Source organism: Thauera sp. ZXT1-4 (assembly GCF_052598215.2).
The window spans coordinates 133,749-152,141 of record NZ_JBQWSN020000009.1 but is presented as its reverse complement, the minus strand read 5'-3'; the positions used below and the strand labels follow the sequence as shown (position 1 = coordinate 152,141).

17 protein-coding genes are annotated in these 18,393 nt (G+C 67.5%); all 17 read right to left on the bottom strand.

What is annotated here, in order from left to right; translation table 11 throughout:
• Positions 1–78 precede the first annotated feature (78 nt).
• A complete protein-coding gene (locus ACUH78_RS09600) occupies positions 79–267 on the bottom strand; it encodes a hypothetical protein (protein ID WP_418364209.1) in 189 nt (62 codons plus the stop codon).
• Positions 268–340: 73 nt separating this feature from the next.
• The gene (gene lpxC / locus ACUH78_RS09595; protein WP_418364210.1) at positions 341–1,267 is read right to left on the bottom strand and encodes a UDP-3-O-acyl-N-acetylglucosamine deacetylase; all 927 of its coding nucleotides are present in this window, start codon (positions 1,265–1,267) and stop codon (positions 341–343) included.
• A 320-nt stretch (positions 1,268–1,587) separates the two neighbouring features.
• On the bottom strand, positions 1,588–2,730 hold the full coding sequence (gene ftsZ / locus ACUH78_RS09590) for a cell division protein FtsZ (RefSeq protein WP_418364211.1): 1,143 nt from the start codon (positions 2,728–2,730) through the stop codon (positions 1,588–1,590).
• A gap of 141 nt (positions 2,731–2,871) precedes the next feature.
• The gene (gene ftsA, locus ACUH78_RS09585; RefSeq protein WP_418364212.1) at positions 2,872–4,101 is read right to left on the bottom strand and encodes a cell division protein FtsA; all 1,230 of its coding nucleotides are present in this window, start codon (positions 4,099–4,101) and stop codon (positions 2,872–2,874) included.
• A complete protein-coding gene (locus tag ACUH78_RS09580) occupies positions 4,098–4,964 on the bottom strand; it encodes a cell division protein FtsQ/DivIB (protein ID WP_418364213.1) in 867 nt (288 codons plus the stop codon). Before ACUH78_RS09580 ends, ftsA begins: the two co-directional genes overlap by 4 nt.
• Positions 4,957–5,871, bottom strand: a complete 915-nt coding sequence (locus tag ACUH78_RS09575) for a D-alanine--D-alanine ligase (protein ID WP_445333334.1) — start codon at positions 5,869–5,871, stop codon at positions 4,957–4,959. Before ACUH78_RS09575 ends, ACUH78_RS09580 begins: the two co-directional genes overlap by 8 nt.
• Entirely contained in the window at positions 5,868–7,283 is a 1,416-nt protein-coding gene (gene murC / locus ACUH78_RS09570; protein ID WP_445333333.1) for a UDP-N-acetylmuramate--L-alanine ligase, read from the bottom strand. Before murC ends, ACUH78_RS09575 begins: the two co-directional genes overlap by 4 nt.
• A complete protein-coding gene (murG, locus tag ACUH78_RS09565) occupies positions 7,280–8,350 on the bottom strand; it encodes an undecaprenyldiphospho-muramoylpentapeptide beta-N-acetylglucosaminyltransferase (RefSeq protein WP_418364216.1) in 1,071 nt (356 codons plus the stop codon). Before murG ends, murC begins: the two co-directional genes overlap by 4 nt.
• Positions 8,347–9,579, bottom strand: coding sequence for a putative lipid II flippase FtsW (gene ftsW, locus ACUH78_RS09560; RefSeq protein WP_418364217.1), 1,233 nt, complete (start codon positions 9,577–9,579; stop codon positions 8,347–8,349). The genes murG and ftsW overlap by 4 nt, the downstream gene beginning before the upstream one ends.
• Positions 9,576–10,976: a UDP-N-acetylmuramoyl-L-alanine--D-glutamate ligase gene (murD, locus tag ACUH78_RS09555; RefSeq protein WP_445333332.1), complete on the bottom strand. Its 1,401-nt coding sequence runs from the start codon at positions 10,974–10,976 to the stop codon at positions 9,576–9,578. The genes ftsW and murD overlap by 4 nt, the downstream gene beginning before the upstream one ends.
• On the bottom strand, positions 10,973–12,061 hold the full coding sequence (gene mraY, locus ACUH78_RS09550) for a phospho-N-acetylmuramoyl-pentapeptide-transferase (RefSeq protein WP_445333331.1): 1,089 nt from the start codon (positions 12,059–12,061) through the stop codon (positions 10,973–10,975). Before mraY ends, murD begins: the two co-directional genes overlap by 4 nt.
• Before the next feature lies 1 nt (position 12,062).
• Complete coding sequence (locus tag ACUH78_RS09545; protein WP_445333330.1) at positions 12,063–13,481, bottom strand: UDP-N-acetylmuramoyl-tripeptide--D-alanyl-D-alanine ligase; 1,419 nt, start codon at positions 13,479–13,481, stop codon at positions 12,063–12,065.
• On the bottom strand, positions 13,478–14,983 hold the full coding sequence (locus tag ACUH78_RS09540; protein ID WP_445333329.1) for a UDP-N-acetylmuramoyl-L-alanyl-D-glutamate--2,6-diaminopimelate ligase: 1,506 nt from the start codon (positions 14,981–14,983) through the stop codon (positions 13,478–13,480). Before ACUH78_RS09540 ends, ACUH78_RS09545 begins: the two co-directional genes overlap by 4 nt.
• Positions 14,980–16,746: a peptidoglycan D,D-transpeptidase FtsI family protein gene (locus ACUH78_RS09535; RefSeq protein WP_445333328.1), complete on the bottom strand. Its 1,767-nt coding sequence runs from the start codon at positions 16,744–16,746 to the stop codon at positions 14,980–14,982. Before ACUH78_RS09535 ends, ACUH78_RS09540 begins: the two co-directional genes overlap by 4 nt.
• Entirely contained in the window at positions 16,743–17,009 is a 267-nt protein-coding gene (gene ftsL / locus ACUH78_RS09530; protein ID WP_418364223.1) for a cell division protein FtsL, read from the bottom strand. The genes ACUH78_RS09535 and ftsL overlap by 4 nt, the downstream gene beginning before the upstream one ends.
• Positions 17,006–17,944 carry a 16S rRNA (cytosine(1402)-N(4))-methyltransferase RsmH gene (gene rsmH, locus ACUH78_RS09525; RefSeq protein ID WP_445333327.1) on the bottom strand — a complete coding sequence of 313 codons (939 nt, stop codon included), beginning with the start codon at positions 17,942–17,944 and terminating at the stop codon, positions 17,006–17,008. The genes ftsL and rsmH overlap by 4 nt, the downstream gene beginning before the upstream one ends.
• Positions 17,941–18,384, bottom strand: coding sequence for a division/cell wall cluster transcriptional repressor MraZ (mraZ, locus tag ACUH78_RS09520; protein ID WP_418364225.1), 444 nt, complete (start codon positions 18,382–18,384; stop codon positions 17,941–17,943). Before mraZ ends, rsmH begins: the two co-directional genes overlap by 4 nt.
• Positions 18,385–18,393: the final 9 nt, after the last annotated feature.

Below are 18,393 nucleotides of genomic sequence, written 5' to 3'. Positions count from 1 at the left end.
CCGAGCGGACAATTCATTTGCTACAACACCGGACAGTTCTATTTGTTGCCAACACTCGGCAGTCACGACAGCGGAAGACTAGATCATCGGCGCCAGAATGCGCTCGATCGCGAACAGGGACAGAAACACGAAGATGAGCACGACCGCAGCGCGAAAGGCTTTCCACGCCCAGGCCTTGTAGCGCGGGTTGCCGGTGAGTTGCCACAGGATCACCGAGCCGCCGATCGCAAGCACCGCCAGCAGCAGGAGCAGGCGCATGATCAGCATGCCGGGGCGCCTCCCGGCGCCGCGGGGCGGGCGTTTCGTTTCATGCAGGAGTCGACGGTGCGCATGCGCATCGTCATGCGAAGGCGTGACCCAGGGGTGCGAACTGGTGCGAGACGGCGGCCGGCGTGACGGCTTCTCGCTCGAAGCTGACGATCTCCCAGGCTTCCTTGTCTTCCAGCAGCACGCGCAGGATCTGGTTGTTCAGCGCATGTCCCGCCTTGTGCGCGGAGTACGCCGCAAGCAAGGGGTGGCCACACAGGTACAGGTCGCCGATCGCGTCCAGCACCTTGTGCTTCACGAACTCGTCCCCGTAGCGCAGGCCTTCGGCATTGAGCACGCGGTACTCGTCCATCACGATCGCGTTCTCCAGGCTGCCGCCCAGCGCGAGCCCGTTGGCGCGCATGAACTCCACGTCCTGCATGAAGCCGAAGGTGCGCGCCCGCGCGACGTCGCGGACATAGGAGTGTTCGGCGAAGTCGATCATGACCTTGGTCGAGGTCGAGTCGATTGCGGGGTGGTTGAAGACGATGGAAAAGGAGAGACGGAAACCGTCGTACGGCTCCAGCCGCACCCACTTGTCGCCCTCGACGTACTCGACAGGCTTCTTCACGCGCAGGAATTTCTTCGCCGCTTTCTGCTCTTCGATGCCCGCGGACTGAAGCAGGAAAACGAAAGGCGCCGAGCTGCCGTCGAGGATGGGAATCTCGGGCGCGTCGACGTCGACGTGCAGGTTATCGATGCCAAGGCCTGCAAGTGCGGACATCAGGTGCTCGACCGTGCCGACCTTCTGCCCGCCCTTTTCCAGCCCGGAGCACATGCGCGTGTCGCATACCGAATAGGGGTCAGCAGGCAGGGTCAGCGGGGGATCCAGGTCGATGCGGTGGAAGACGATGCCGGTGTCGGGCGCCGCCGGGCGCAGGCTCAGGTTGACCTTGCGCCCGCCATGCAGACCGACCCCCGTGGCCTTGACGATGGATTTGAGGGTGCGCTGCCTGATCATGGTCTTTTCCTCTTGCGAACGCGGATTTTATCACGCACCCCCGGCAGGTCCCGGCTATCGCTCCGATACGGAACGGCTCTTGCGAAAGCGGATGTTGCAAAGCAGCAACCATAAAGCGAATAACCCGCAACCGGACCGGAGGCTTCGGTCTGGATGCGGGTTTTCGGGGACGTCTCTGCACACATCGCGGCAGCGTCAACCTGGCGCAGGCGCGCGCTGCGCGGGAGCGGGGCCTGCCTGCGAACGAGGCGGTTTCACGGCCGGACCCACTCCTGCTCCTACTCGCACTGCACTCCTGCTCCCACGCCCACGGACGAAGCTCAGTCGGCCTGACGGCGCAGGAAAGCCGGGATGTCGTAGGTGCCGACACCGCTGGTGCTCATGGCCTCGACCGTCGAGCTGCGGCGGTTGCGGATCACGGCCGGCACGTCCAGGCTGTTCATGTCGACGTTGCCGCCCATGGACGGACCGTAGGTGCCCGTGCCCTGCACCACCTGCATGACCGGCTGGCGCGCCGCGCGCGGCGCACCGAGCCCGGTAGCCACGACGGTGATGCGGATGCGGTCTTCCATGGCGTCCTCGAATACGGTGCCGTACTTGACGAAGGCCTCGGGCGCGGCGAAAGCCTGCACCGTCTTCACTGCATCGCGCACTTCGGACATCTTCAGCGACTTGCTGGCGGTGATGTTGATCAGCACGCAGCGCGCGCCGGAGAGCTCGGTGCCCTCGAGCAGCGGCGACACGGCGGCCTGTTCGGCTGCGATGCGGGCGCGGTCCAGACCGGCGGCCTCGGCCGAGCCCATCATCGCACGGCCCATCTCGGCCATCGCGGTGCGTACGTCCTGGAAGTCGACGTTGACCAGACCGGGGACGTTGATGATCTCGGCGATGCCTCCCACCGCCGAGCGCAGCACGTTGTCGGCGGAGCGGAAGCACTCCTCGAAGCCGGCGTCGTCGCCATACACATCGAGCAGCTTGTCGTTGAGCACCACGATCAGCGAATCGACGTGGCGGGTCAGCTCCTCGACGCCGCTTTCGGCGACACGGATGCGGTTCTCGAAGTCGAACGGCTTGGTCACCACGGCGACGGTCAGGATGCCCATCTCCTTGGCGATCTCGGCCACCACGGGCGCTGCACCGGTGCCGGTACCACCGCCCATGCCGCCAGTAATGAACACCATGTGTGCGCCTTCGAGCACCGCGGCGATGTCCTCGCGCGACTCCTGCGCGGCCGCACGGCCCGCTTCGGGCTTGGAGCCGGCACCGAGACCGGTGTTGCCGAGCTGAACCTTGACCGGCGCCAGGCAGCGCTTGAGCGCCTGGGCGTCGGTGTTGGCAGAGATGAAGTGCACGCCCTTCACCCCCTCGCGGATCATGTGATCGACCGCGTTCCCCCCAGCGCCGCCGACGCCGATGACCTTGATCACGGTCCCGGTCGGTTCCTTCTCAACGATTTCAAACATTTGCCTCGCCTCCTGAATTGACGGTCCTGCTCAACACCGAACGCCGATCTGCCTGCATCTAGTATTTTCCGCGAAGTCTACTACTAAATAACCTGCGATGATCCAGCATTCATTCAAAATGACTTGCGCACCCGGCGCGGTTCAGAAATTACGTTCGAACCACGCCTTCATGCGCCCGAAAACCTGTTTAATGCTGCGCGTCTCCCGCGCCTGGATGCCCCTGCGCCGCTGTGCGGCACCTTCCATCACCAAGCCCATCGCGGTGGCGTAGCGCGGCTGGCACACCACGTCCGCCAGACCACCGTCGTACTGCGGCGCGCCAACCCGCGCCGGCATGTGGAACACCTCCTCCGCCAGCTCGGCCATGCCGCGCATCACCGACGAGCCGCCGGTCAGCACGATGCCCGAGGACAGCAGCTCCTCGTAGCCGCTGCGGCGCAGCTCGGCCTGCACCAGCTCGAAGAGCTCGGAGACGCGCGGCTCGATCACGTCGGCCAGGGCCTGGCGCGAGAGCTTGCGCGGCGGGCGATCGCCCACCCCGGGGACCTCGATCATCTCCTCGGGGTCGGCCATCTGATGCATCGCCACGCCGTGGCGGATCTTGATCTCCTCGGCCTCGGAGGTCGGCGTGCGCAGCGCCATCGCGATGTCGTTGGTGATCTGGTCGCCCGCGACCGGTATCACTGCGGTGTGGCGGATCGCGCCCTGCGTGAACACCGCAATGTCGGTGGTGCCGCCGCCGATGTCGACCATGCACACACCGAGCTCCTTTTCGTCCTCGGTCAGCACCGCATGGCTGGAGGCGAGCGGCTGCAGGCTCAGGTCCATGACCTCCAGCCCGCAGCGGCGCACACACTTGATCACGTTCTGCGCCGCGGACACCGCGCCGGTGACGATGTGCACCTTCACCTCGAGCCGTACGCCGCTCATACCGATCGGCTCGCGCACGCCGCCCTGGCCGTCGATGATGAACTCCTGCGTGAGGATGTGCAGGATCTGCTGTTCGGCCGGGATCGGCATCGCGCGCGCGACCTCGATCACGCGCTCCACGTCCATGGTCGAGACTTCCTTCTCCTTGATCGCGACCGTGCCGCTGGAGTTGAAGCTCTTGATGTGGCTCCCCGCGATCCCGGTATAGACCTCGGCAATCTTGCAGTCGGCCATGACCTCGACCTCCTGCACCACGCGCGAGATCGCGTCGACCGTGGCCTCGATATTCACCACTACGCCGCGCTTGAGGCCGTTCGTCGGCTGCGTGCCGAGACCGATCACGTTGAGCCTGCCGTCCGGCTTCACCTCGGCCACCATACAGGTGATCTTGGCCGTGCCAATGTCCAGACCGACGATCAATTCTTTGTATTCCTTGCTCATTTCCTGCCTTTCCTGCCGGAGGAGGGCTCGGCCTGTTGCAGTACCGAGGCGTCGGCCGGCGTCAGCGCGAACCCACCCGGGTAGCGCAGATCCGCCAGCCTGATGTCGATGTCGATTTCCTGTTGCACCCGCGGCCACACGGCGATGAAGCGCTGCAGCCGCTCGGCCAGCGGGGATTTGTCACGCTCGCGGCCGAGCACGATGGTCATGCCATTGTCGAGCTGCAGCTGCCACGCTTCACGTGCGGACAACGCCAGCCCGACCAAGCGCACGCCCAGCGGCTCGAGCATGCTGGAAAACTCGTGATGGCGCGCCAGCAGCCACTGCGAGGACCCCTGCGGGCCGTCGAACTGAGGCATGTCTCCGTTGCTGGCGGCGACGAACACTTCGCCCTGGCGGTTAACCAGGCGCGCCTCGCCACTGTCGGACACGGTCCAGTAGGCGACGGCCTCGTGCTCCTGCAGGCGCAGTTCGAGCGCATCCGGCCAGCGCCGGCGCACCTCGGCCTTGCGCACCCAGGGCAGCTTCTCGAAGGTCGCCTTCACCGCGGCGAGATCGACCGTGAAGAAATTTCCCTGCACGGCGAGGCGGGCGGCGTATTCGAGCTGCTCCTCGGTGACCTGTGCGGGCTTGGTCGCAACCACCAGCTCGCGCAGCGGAAACAGTGGACGCGAAAGGAACCAGGTCACCAGCGCCCAGCCGAGCGCGACCGCAGCGGCAAGGGTGAGCAGGTCGGAGATCAGGTTCAGCAAGGCCGGACGGTGCCACAGGCCCTTCTCCTGCCCGGCGCGCGGGCGCGCACCGCCCGCTGCCGCCGAACGGGCGGAACGGATCGAGGCAGGGCGGGCCTGGATCTCAGCCAAGGCGTGCTCCTTCCAGAATCCGCAGGCACAGTGCGGTGAAGTCCAGCCCGGCGACGCGGGCCGACATCGGCACCAGCGAGTGACCCGTCATGCCCGGTGAGGTGTTCATCTCGAGCAGATAGGGCCGGCCATCGGCGGTGAGGATGAGGTCGGCACGCCCCCAGCCGCGGCAGCCCAGCACCCGCGCAGATTTCATCACCAGCGCCTGCAGTGCGGCCTCCTGCTCGGCCGGCAGGCCGCAGGGGCAATCGTAGCGCGTGTCGTCGGTGAAGTACTTGTGCTGGTAATCGTAGTTGCCGTCCGGCGCGACGATGCGCACGAGCGGCAAGGCATGATCCTCGAGGAAGGGCGCGGTGAGCTCGTCGCCGACGATGAACTCCTCGGCGATCACCAGGCTGTCGTAACGCGCGGCAAGTTCCCACGCCGCGCGCAGTTGCCCCGGCTCGGTGACTTTGGTCGCGCCCATGCTCGACCCTTCATGCACGGGCTTGACGAAGATCGGCAAGCCGAGCTCGGTCACCACCGCATTCCAGTCGGTATCGTGCTCCAGGATGGCGTAGCGCGGCGTGGGCAGGCCGGCGGACAGCCACACCATCTTGGTGCGCCACTTGTCCATCGACAGGGCCGAAGCCATGACGCCGCTGCCGGTGTATGGGATCGCCATCAGCTCCAGCGCGCCCTGCACCGTGCCGTCCTCGCCGCCACGGCCATGCAGGGCGATGAACACGCGCTCGAAGCCCTCTTCCTTGAGGATGTGCAGATCACGCTCGGCGGGATCGAAGGGGTGCGCATCCACCCCCGCCGCCTGCAGCGCCGCGAGCACCGCGCTGCCCGACATCAGCGAAACCTCGCGCTCGGCGGAGGAGCCGCCGAACAACACCGCAACCTTTCCGAACCGGGCCTTCACGCTGCTTCCTCGATGCTGGCGAGCTTGCCCGGCACTGCGCCGATGCTGCCCGCGCCCATGGTGATGACGACATCGCCGTCGCGCGCGGCGGACAGGATCATGCGCGGCATGTCGGTGACGTCCTCGACGAAGACTGGCTCGACCGCGCCCGCCACGCGGATCGCACGCGCCAGCGAGCGGCCGTCCGCGGCGACGACCGGGGCCTCGCCGGCGGCATAGACCTCGGCCAGCAGCAGACCGTCGACGGTGGACAGAACCTTCACGAAATCCTCGAAGCAGTCGCGTGTGCGCGTGTAGCGGTGAGGCTGGAAGGCGAGCACCAGGCGGCGGCCCGGGAAGGCACCGCGCGCCGCGGCGATGGTCGCTGCCATCTCCACCGGGTGATGCCCGTAGTCGTCGATGAGGGTGAAGCTGCCGGCCTCGTCACCGTCCTGGTCCAGCAGCGCAACCTCGCCGTAGCGCTGGAAGCGGCGGCCAACGCCGCGGAAATCCGCCAGCGCCTTCACGATCGCTGCGTCGGGCACCTGCACCTCGGTCGCCACCGCGATTGCGGCGAGCGCGTTGAGCACGTTGTGCATGCCGGGCAGGTTCAGCTCGATCGCCAGCCGGCTGGTCGTGCCATTGACGCGCACGCAATCGAACAGCATGCGCCCGCCCTCCGCGCGCACGTTCTCGGCGCGGATATTGGCTTCCGGCGAGAAGCCGTAGCGGACGATCTGCTTCGCGACCCGGGGCATGATCTCGCGCACGTTCGGGTCGTCCGCACACAGCACCGCCACGCCATAGAAGGGCAGGCGCTGGAGGAAATCGACGAAGGCCTGCTTGACGCGACCGAAGTCGTGGCCATAGGTGTCCATGTGATCGGCGTCGATATTGGTCACCACCGAGATCACCGGATTGAGGAGCAGGAAGGAGGCGTCGGATTCGTCCGCCTCCGCCACCAGGTAGTCGCCCTTGCCCAGGCGGGCGTTGGCACCGGCTGCATTGAGGCGTCCGCCGATCACAAAGGTGGGGTCGATGCCGCCCTCGGCCAGAATGCTCGCGACCAGCGAGGTGGTGGTGGTCTTGCCGTGAGTTCCCGCAATGGCGATGCCATGCTTGAAGCGCATCAGCTCGGCGAGCATCTGTGCGCGCGGCACCACCGGAATCTGGCGGGCGCGCGCCGCGAGCACTTCGGGGTTGTCCGCCTTCACGGCCGTGGAGACGACGACCACGTCTGCCGCATCGACATTGGTGGCGTCGTGGCCGCGCACGACCCGCGCCCCCATCCTCTGCAGGCGGCGGGTGGCGGCGTTGTCGCCGAGATCGGAGCCACTCACACGGTAGCCCTGGTTGGCCAGCACCTCTGCGATGCCGCTCATGCCGGAGCCGCCGATGCCGACGAAATGGATGTTCCGCACCTTATGCTTCATTGCTGTACTCCACCGGCCAGTTCGGCACATGCGTTGGCAACCGCCACTGCGGCGAGCGGCTTGGCGAGCGCCCGGGCGTTCTCGGCCATCTGCAGCAGTCGGCCGCGATCGAGGCTGGCGAGGATGCCCGCCAGACGCTCGGGCGTGAGTTCGGACTGCGGTAGCAGGTAGGCGCCCGCGCGGTCGGCGAGGAAGCGCGCGTTGCCGGTCTGGTGGTCATCCACCGCATGCGGGAAAGGCACCAGCAGGCTGGCCACACCCGCCGCGGCGAGTTCCGCCACGGTCAGCGCGCCCGCGCGGCAGATCACCAGATCGGCGTCGGCATAAGCCGCCGCCATGTCGGCGATGAAGGGCCGCAGGTCGCCCTCGACCTGGGCACGTGCATAGGCGGCGCGCAAGGCCTCGATCTGGCGTTCGCCCGCCTGGTGCACGACCACCGGACGCTGCTCTGCGGGAAGCCGCAGCAGCGCCTGCGGTACGGTCTCGTTGAGCACCGCGGCCCCCAGGCTGCCACCGACCACGAGCACGCGCAGCGGCCCCTCGCGTCCTGCCATGCGCTCTGCGGGCGGGACCACCGCAGCGATGTCGGCACGCACCGGATTGCCCAGCCACTCCGCCTTCTCCAGCACCTCGGGGAACCCGCTCAGCACGCGGTCGGCGACCTTCGCCAACACCCGGTTGGCGAGCCCCGCGACCGAATTCGATTCGTGCAGCACCAGCGGGCGGCCGAGCAGTGCCGCCATCATGCCGCCCGGGAAGGTGATGTAGCCGCCCATGCCGAGCACCACGTCGGGGCGCACACGGCGCAGCGCGCGCAGCGCCTGCCAGAACCCGCGCAGCAGGTTCAGCGGCAGCAGCAGCTTACGAACCAGCCCCTTGCCACGCAGTGCGCCGAAGCGCACCCAGGCGGTTTCATAGCCGCGCGCGGGAACGATGCGCGCCTCCATGCCATCCGGGTTGCCCATCCAGACGATGCGCCAGCCGCGTGCGCGCAGTTCCTCTGCCACCGCGATCCCGGGGAAGATGTGGCCACCCGTGCCACCGGCCATCACCATCAGCGTCTTCATGCACGGCCTCCGCGCATGAGCTGTCGGTTCTCCCAGTCGACACGGAGCAGGATGCCGAGCGCGACGCAGTTGGCCACGATGCCCGAACCGCCGAAGCTCATCAGCGGCAGGGTCAGGCCCTTGGTCGGCAGAAGCCCCATGTTGACGCCCATGTTGATGAAGGACTGCACGCCGATCCACAGGCCGATACCCTGCGCCACCAGCCCGGAGAAGTAGCGCTCGAGCTTGATCGCCTCACGGCCGATCAGGAAGGCTCGCTGCACGATCAGGGCGAACAGGACCACCACGGTGAGCACACCGACGAAGCCGAGCTCCTCGGCGATCACCGCGAGCAGGAAGTCGGTATGCGCTTCGGGCAGGTAAAACAGCTTCTCCACGCTGCCGCCGAGGCCGACCCCGAACCACTCCCCGCGCCCGAAGGCGATCAGCGAGTGCGAGAGCTGGTAGCCCTTGCCGAAGGCGTCCTGCCACGGGTCCATGAAACCGAAGATGCGGTCGCGGCGATACGGCGAGGTCCAGATCAGGATCACGAAGCCGATCAGCGCGAGCACCGCGAGCAGGCCGAACACCCGCACGTTGAGGCCACCGAGGAACAGCACCCCGAAGGCGATGGTAGTGATGACGACGAAGGCGCCGAAATCCGGCTCGCGCAGCAGCAGGAAGCCTACGAACAGGATCACTACGAGCATGGGCAGGAAGCCCTTGATGAAGCTTCCCATCACGTCGAGCTTGCGCACGGTGTAGTCGGCTGCGTACAGCGCCGCGAAGATCTTCATCAGCTCCGAGGGCTGCATGTTCACCGGCCCGAGCGACAGCCAGCGCTGCGCACCATTGACCTCGCGCCCGACCCCCGGGATCAGCACCACGACCAGCAGCACCACGCCGGCGACGAAGAGCGCGGGGGCCAGCTGCTGCCAGCGCGCCATCGAAAACTGGAAGCTGACCAGTCCCAGGCCGATGCCTACGGCGAGGAAGACCGCGTGGCGCATGAGAAAATAGTGCGACTGATGACCGGTGAAGCGGCTCCCCTCGGCGATCGCGATCGATGCCGAATAGACCATGACCAAGCCCAGCAGCAGCAGCGCGACCGTCGACCAGATCAGCAGCAGGTCGAGTTCGCGCGCCGGCGCGGAAGCCTGCCGCGCGAGCCGCCCTGCCGCCGAGCGTGCGGGGTCGGGCGCCTGACTGCCGCGGTGGAAGAGCCCGGAGAAGCCGCCCGCGAGTTTCATGAGGCACTCACCCCCGGCAGACGGCGTACCGCAGCGACGAAGACCTCGGCGCGGTGCGCGTAGTTGCGGAACATGTCCAGGCTGGCGCAGGCAGGCGACAGCAGTACGACGTCGCCCGCGCACGCAAGCGCGTTGGCACGCAGCACCGCAGCCTCCAGGTCCTGCGCATGCTCGAGGGGAACGCCACACCCGGCGACGGCCGCCTCGATGCGCGCGGCATCGCGTCCGATCAGCACCAGCGCACGCCCGCGCTGCGCGAGCACGGGCGCGAGCGGCGTGAAATCCTGCCCCTTGCCGTCGCCGCCGGCGATCAGCACCACGGGGCAATCCATTCCGGCCAGCGCGGCGACCGTTGCACCGACATTGGTGCCCTTGGAGTCATCGTAGAAGCGCACTCCGTCGGTACGCTCCGCCACCCGTTCGACCCGATGCGGCAGGCCGCGGAAGGCGATCAGGCCGGGCACGAGGCGGCGCGGCGCGATCCCGAGCCCACCCTCGCACAGGGCGAGCGCGGCGAGGGCATTGGCCGCATTGTGGCGCCCGGCGAGCGGAAGGTCGGCCAGCGCAAGCAGGCGTTCGCCGCCGCGCATCAGCCACGGCGCCCCATCGACATCGGCAAGACCGTACTCGGCATCGGCACTCGGCGCGGAGACGCCGAAGGAGAGTACGCGCCGCCCCGGCCGGGCCATGGCCGCGACGCGTCGATCCTCGCGGTTGATGACCTGCACGCCCTCGCCCTGAAAGATCGCAGCCTTGGTGGCAGCGTATTCGTCGAGGTCGCGGTAGCGGTCGAGGTGATCATCGGTGATGTTGAGCACGGTGGCCGCCTCGGCGTCCAGGCCCCGCATGGTTTCGATCTGGAAGCTCGAAAGCTCGAGCGCCCAGCACTCCGGCAGCTCGGCACCGATCTCGAGGCGCTGCATCAGCACGTCGAGCGCAGCCGGGCTGATGTTGCCGGCCGCAACCGCGTCGACGCCGGCGGAGCGGGCGAGCGCCGCGGTCAGCGCGGTGGTGGTGGTCTTGCCGTTGGTGCCGGTAATGGCGAGGATACGCGTCTGCTTGCGCACGCCCAGCTCATCGAGCGCCTGGGCGAGGAGGCTCATCTCACCGGTAAGCGGCAACCCGCGGCGGCGCGCCTCGGCCGCCACGCCGGTACGGGGGTCAAGACCCGGGCTCAGGGCAACGCACTCGATGCCATCCAGCACCTCGGCACCGAACGACCCGGTAACGATCTCGGCCAGCGGCGCATCCGCCCGCAGTGCATCCAGCCCCGGCGGCGCAGTACGGCTGTCCGCCACGCGCAGGCGCGCACCCCGCAGCGCGCACCAGCGCGCCATGGCGAGGCCCGATTCACCGAGCCCGAGGACGAGAACATGTTTGCCCGTGAGTGCGCTCATCTCAGTTTCAGCGTCGACAACCCGAACAGCACCAGCATGATGGTGATGATCCAGAAGCGGACCACGACCTGCGTCTCCTTCCAGCCGCCCAGCTCGTAGTGGTGATGCAGGGGGGCCATGCGGAAGATGCGCTTGCCGCCGGTGGCCTTGAAGTACAGCACCTGCAACATCACCGAGAGGGTTTCGGCGACGAACAGGCCGCCCATGATGAAGAGCACGATCTCCTGGCGGACGATCACCGCGATCGTGCCGAGCGCGGCACCGAGCGCGAGCGCACCGACGTCGCCCATGAAGACTTCGGCTGGATAGGCGTTGAACCACAGGAAACCAAGTCCGGCGCCGCAGATCGCACCGCAGAACACCGCCAGCTCACCGGCACCGGCTACGTAGGGCACACCCAGGTATTTGGCGAACCCGGCATGACCGGCCACGTAGGCGAAGATCGCCAGCGCACCCGCCACCATCACGGTGGGCATGATCGCCAGCCCGTCCAGACCGTCGGTGAGATTCACCGCATGGCTGGTACCGTTGATCACGAAATAGGTCAGCGCGACGAAGCCGAAGATGCCCAGCGGATAGGCGACCGCCTTGAAGAAGGGCACGATCAGCTCGGTTTCGGCCGGCGTGCTCGCCGTAAGGCCGAGGTAGATGGCCGCAGCGAGCGCAATCGCCGAGGTCCACAGGTATTTCCACCGGCTTGCCAGCCCCTTCGGGTCACGATGCACCACCTTGCGCCAGTCATCTACCCAGCCCACCGCACCGAAGCCGAGGGTGACGAACAGGGTCACCCACACGTAATCGTTCTTCAGGTCGCCCCACAGCAGCATCGTGATGCCGATCGCGATCAGGATCATTGCGCCGCCCATGGTCGGCGTCCCCGCCTTCGTGAGGTGGGATTTCGGGCCATCATCGCGCACCGCCTGGCCGATCTTCTTGGCGGCGAGCCAGCGGATGACACCGGGCCCCGCAATCAGCGAGATCGCCAGCGCGGTGAGCGCCGCGAGCACCGTCCTCAGCGTGATGTAGCCGAAGACGTTGAAGCCCCGGATGTCCTGGCCAAGCCAGAGTGCAATTTCCAACAACATTTCAGGATCCGCCGTGTTCCGAAGGGGTTGGGCCCTGCATCGCAGCGAGCAGATCCGCCACCCTTTCCATCCGCATGAATCGCGAGCCCTTCACCAGCACCACCGAGTCTGCATTCAGCCGCGGCGCGAGCGCGCCGACCAGTGATTCGGGCGAGGCGAAATGACGCCCGCCCTCACCGAAGTTGCGTACCGCCACCGTGCTCATGTCGCCCAGCGCGAACAGGCCGTCGATGCCCTTGCTCTTCGCATAGCCACCGATTTCGTCGTGCACCTGGGCGCAGGTTTCACCGACCTCACCCATGTCACCCAGCACCAGCCAGGTGTTGCCGGGCGTCGCCGCGAGCACGTCGATCCCCGCCCGCACCGAATCCGGGTTGGCGTTGTAGCTGTCGTCCAGAATCAGCGCGCCCCGGGGTCCCCCGCGACGCTGGAGCCGGCCGCGGGTGCCCGCGAAACCGCTCAGCCCTTCGATCACCGCATCGAGCCCGGCGCCTGCCGCGAGACACGTCGCTGCGGCAGCGAGCGCGTTGTGTGCGTTGTGCAGTCCCGGCACCTGCAGGGCAAACTCCACGCACCCTTGCGGGCTGTCGAGTTCGAGCCGCGAACCGAGGCCGCGGAGGGTACACCGGCCGCGGACATCGGCCGCGTGCTCGATACCGAATGTCACAATCGCGCGGCCTTCGTTGATACCGCGCCAGTACGCCGCATGCGCGTCGTCCGCGTTGACCACCGCCACGCCCGCGGCGCCAAGGCCGCCGTAGATGGCGCCCTTCTCGCGGGCGACGTCCTCGACACTGCCCAGCCCCTGCAGGTGGGCACGCTGGGCGTTGTTGACCAGGGCCACGGTGGGTTGCGCGAGCCCGCTCAGGTAGCCGATCTCGCCTGGATGGTTCATGCCCATCTCCACCACCGCCGCACGGTGGAAGTCGCGCAGCTCGAGCAGGGTCAGCGGCAGCCCGATGTCGTTGTTCAGGTTGCCACGCGTCGCCAGCACGGACTCATCGCCGTAGCCGTCCGCGTGCGCCTGCGCGCGCAGGATCGCGGCACACATCTCCTTCACCGTGGTCTTGCCGTTACTGCCGGTGACGCCGATCACCGGCAGCGCGAACCGCGCGCGCCAGGCAGAAGCCAGCGTGCCGAGCGCGCGCCGGGTGTCGTCGACGATCAGCAGGGGCAGGCCTTCACCGGCATCGGGATTGGCCGCGGCCCAGGCCGCATCCACCATCGCCGCAGCCGCGCCGGCGCGGGCCGCAGCCGCCAGGAATGTGTGTCCGTCGAAACGCTCTCCGCGCAAGGCGACGAAGAGCTGCGCCGGAACAACGGAGCGGCTGTCCGTGCCCACGCGCTCGAAGCGAGCCGAGCCCACGTGGCGTGCGCCGTGCGCGACCAGCGCCCGTACCGCGTCGTGCAGGCTCATCATCGCTCGCCCCCCTTTACGTGCCAGGCGCGCAGTGCCTTGCGGGCCTGCTCGATGTCGGAGAACGGCAGGCGCTCCCCGAGGACCTCTTGATAGGGCTCGTGCCCCTTGCCGGCGAGGAGCACGACATCGTCCGGCCCCGCCTCCACGATCGCGCGCTCGATCGCCTGCGCACGATCGACGATCCGCTCCGCTTCGGCACCTGCGCCGGCCGCGATGGCATCGATGATCCGCAGCGGATCCTCCGAACGCGGGTTGTCGCTGGTGACCACGACGCGGTCGGCCAGGTTGCGGGCGATCTCCCCCATCAGCGGCCGCTTGCCCGGATCGCGGTCCCCGCCGCAACCGAACACGCATGCCAGCCTTCCGCGCCGCGTATGCACGGTCCCGCGCAAGGCTTCGAGTACCTTGGCCAGCGCATCCGGCGAGTGCGCATAATCGACCACCACCAGCGGCTCGCAGACGCCCCCCACAAGCTGCATGCGCCCCTGCGGAGGAACCAGGCGCGACAGCACCGGAACCAGATCGTCAAAACTGACGCCGCGCGCAAGCAGGGCGCCAGCCACCGCGACGACGTTGGAAACGTTGAACGGAGCGACCATGCGCACGTTCACCTCGGCCTCACGACCTTCCCAAGCCAGCGTGAAACGCAAGCCTGCGGGCGCAGCCTGCAGGCGGTCAGCGAGCAGAACCCGCGCACCGGGAACGGCGGTCAGGTTCGCGCCATAGCGGGTGCACGCGATGACGCTAGCCCCTTGGTCAACCAGCCGGCGCGCAAGGACCAGGCCGAAGGCATCATCGATGTTGATCACCGACGCACGGAGCTCGGGGCGACTGAAGAGCCGGCTCTTCGCCTCCGCATACCGGTCCATGGTGCCGTGGTAGTCGAGGTGATCACGACTGAGGTTGGTGAAGATTGCGACATCGAAGCGAGCGCCGTTCACACGGCCCTGATCCAGCCCGATCGAGGACACTTCCATCGCAGCAGACGACGCGCCGGCGGCGCGAAAGCGCGCGAACCAGCGATGCAGCTCCAGCGCATCCGGCGTGGTATTCAGGCCTTCCTCGAGTTCATCGGGGAAACCGCAGCCCAGCGTGCCGACCACGCCGCAGCGCTCACCCAGCTCGCCGCAGGCGCGCGCCAGCATCTGGCTCACCGTGGTCTTGCCGTTGGTGCCGGTCACCCCGGCCAGCCAGAGGGAAGAGGACGGCTGGTCATGGATCTCGTTCGCCAGAAATCCCGCCAGCTCGCGCAGCCCCTGCACCCCGAAGGCGGGAACGCCAAAGCCGCTGGCGACGAATCCATCGCCCTCTTCCCACAGCAGCGCGGCTGCGCCCCGCGCCGCAGCATCGGCAAGATAGCGACGTCCGTCGGTGCGAACACCGGGCCAGGCCGCAAAGATGCAGCCGGGCACGACCTTGCGCGAATCGGCGGTGATGTCGGTTGCTGCCACACCCGCTGCACGCAGGCGCTCGAGCAGGGCGAGGGCCCGTTCGGTGCTCACATGCGCTCCCGAGAGACCTCAGCGGCCGGCTCATCCGCGGCGCTGCGCCGGGCCAGTTGCAGCGGCGTCAGCGGCACATCGGGCGCAACGCCCAGCGTGCGCAGCGCACCTTCGGCAATGCGCGAGAACGCAGGCGCAGCCACCGCGCCGCCGAAGTACTGGCCTGCCGAGGGCTCGTCCACCATCACCGCCACCACGATGCGCGGATTGTTGGCCGGCGCGAAGCCGACAAAGGACGAAACATACTTGCGCGCGTAGCGGCCATCCTCGAGCTTGTGCGCAGTACCGGTCTTGCCAGCGACGGTGTATCCGGGCACCTGTGCCTTGGGCGCAGTTCCGCCGGGGCCCGCTGCCAGGTGCAGCATGGTGCGCATCTGGCGCGCAGTCTCGCTCGAGAACACGCGCCTGCCCGAAGACGGCAGGCCATCGACGCGGGTCAGCGACAGCGGCACGAGCTCACCGTCGCGGGCGAACACCATGTAGGCGCGCGCCATCTGGATCAGGCTCGTGGAAATGCCATGACCATACGACATGGTAGCCTGCTCGATGGGGCGCCAGCTCTTGGCCGGCCGCACACGTCCGGACGTCTCTCCGGGGAAGCCAAGATTCAGCGCCGCGCCGAAGCCAAGCTGATCGAACAGGTGCCACATCTCGTCAGGGCTGAACTGCTGGGCCATCTTCACCGTGCCGACGTTCGAAGATTTCTGCACGATCTCGGACACGGTCATCACGCCATGGCGCTTGGTGTCAGAAATCGTGGCGGCACCGATGGTCATGCGCCCGTTGCCGGTATCAATCGCGGTATCGGCACGCACCTTGCCGCGCTCCAGCGCGAGCGCGGCGATGAAGGGCTTCATCACCGAACCGGGCTCGAAGGAGTCGGTGAACGCCCGGTTGCGCAGCTGCGCACCCGTCAGCCCGGAGCGGTTGTTGGGGTTGAAGGTCGGTGCATTGACCAGCGCCAGCACCTCGCCCGTACGCGTGTCGAGCACCACCGCAGAGGCCGCCTTGGCCTTGTGCTCGTGCATCGCGTCACGCAGGGCCGACCACACCAGGTATTGAATCTTGCCGTCAATCGACAGCGCAAGGTCCTCCCCGTCGCGCGGCGAGCGGATCGGCTCGACGTCCTCGACGATCCGGCCGCGGCGATCCTTGATCACGCGGCGTGCGCCCGCCTGACCCGCCAGGCGCTTTTCGAACGCAAGCTCGATGCCCTCCTGACCCTTGTCCTCGACGTCCGTGAAGCCGATCAGGTGGGCCATCACCTCGCCGCCGGGGTAGTAGCGACGGTACTCCCGCTCCTGATGAATCCCCGGCAGCCCCAGGGCAGCGATCTGCGCGGCCACCTCGGGTGGAACCTGACGCTTCAGATAGACGAAATCTCGCCCGGAAGCCAGCCGCCGGTTCAGTTCATTCACGTCCATCTCGAGCATGCGCGCAAGCTCGCGCGCCTGCGCGGGCTCAAGCCGCGCATCGGAAGGCAGCGCCCACACCGCGCGCACCGGCGTGCTCACGGCAAGGATGTCGCCGTGACGATCAGTGATGCGGCCACGCGTAGCAGGCACCTCGAGCGTACGCGCGTAGCGCGATTCACCCTTTGCCTGCAGGAAGTCGTGATGGATTCCCTGCAGGTAGAGCGCACGCCCTGCAAGGGCGAGCGAGCACCCCATCAGCGCGAGCATGACCAGCCGCGGCCTCCAGGCCGGAAGTTCGCGCTTGAGCAAGGGATTGTGGTTGAAGGTGACCGAACGCTGTTTCTTCATGACTGCGGCTCCACGACCATCACCTGCCCGGCAGGCGGCAGGCGCATGCCCAGTTTCTCCCGCGCCAGCTTTTCGACGCGGCCGTGCGTCGCCCAGGTGCTCTGCTCGAGTTGCAACTGCCCCCACTCCACCTCGAGTGCCTGCGCGCGCGCCTGCTCGCGCTCGTACTCAGCGTGGAGCTGGCGCGCCTTGTGCTGCGCGGCCACTACGCCAAGCGCACTGGAAACCACGAGTGCGACCAGGACGGCATCGACGCGGATCATCGCGGCGCCTCCGTGCGCTCGGCCACCCGCAGCACCGCACTGCGTGCACGCGGATTGGCCTCGACCTCCTGCTCCGTGGGACGAATCGCCTTGCCGAGCAGCCGCAGCCGCGGCGCAGGCAGGTCGGCCGCCCGCAGCGGGAGACGCCTCGGCAACACAGGAGGGCGCGACTCGTCACGCATGAAACGCTTCACGATGCGGTCTTCCAGCGAGTGAAAGCTGATCACGGCCAGACGCCCGCCGGATGCGAGGCGCGCCACGCAGGCCGGCAGCACACGACTCAGCTCCTCGAGCTCCTGATTGATGAAAATCCGAAGAGCCTGGAAGGTGCGTGTCGCAGGGTGCTGCCCCGGCTCGCGCGTGCGGACCGCCTTTTCCACGAGCGCGGCAAGTTGTCCAGTGGTTGCGACAGCCCCCCCTGCCCGAGCAGCTGCAATCGCCTTTGCAATCGCATGAGCAAACCGTTCCTCTCCATAATCCCTGATGACCTCCGTGATCTGGCCGACCGAGGCCTCCGCCAGCCATTGCGCCACGGTCTGCCCGCGGCTCGTATCCATGCGCATGTCCAGCGGCGCGTCGTAGCGAAAGCTCATACCCCGGGCGCCCTCATCGAGTTGGGGTGAGGACACCCCCAGATCGAGCAGCACACCGTCCACCCTTTCGACCTGCAACCCGCTCAGCGCTTCGTCCAGCGCGCTGAAGGCGGAGTGCACCAGCGTCAGTCGGGCATCCTCGATCGCCCTTCCCGCAGCAATCGCCATCGGATCGCGATCGAATGCGATCAACCGCCCGTGCGGTCCCAGCCGCTCGAGCACCGCACGGCTATGACCGCCGCGCCCGAACGTGCCATCGACGTAAATTCCGTCGGCACGGATCGCGAGCGCGTCGACTGCCTCGGCGAGCAGGACGCTGACGTGAACCTGCGCGGCCGTCACAGCGCCAGGCTCTCGAAACCCGGCGGCAGCCCGGTCGCGACCAGATCGAGCATCGCCTGCTGCTGCTTCTCCCAAGCCTCGTCCGACCAGAGCTCGAAATGGGTTCCCTGACCGACCAGCCAGACCTGCTTCTCGAGCTTCGCGAACTTGCGCAGCGAGGGTGCAACCAGCACGCGGCCAGCGGCATCGAGCGACTCTTCCTGGGCAAAGCCCACGAGCAGGCGCTTGAGCATCGCCGAGCGTGGATCGAGCCCTGGCGCGGCAAGCACCTGGTCTCGGATCGGCTCCCAGGCAGGCACCGGATAGACGAGGCAGCAGCCGTGAGGATGCGCCGTGAGCACGAGCTGACCACTCTCGGCAGTGAGGGCGTCACGATGCCGCGCCGGGATCGCAAGACGACCCTTCGCATCGAGATTGAGCGCGGCAGCTCCCTGAAACATCACACCCCC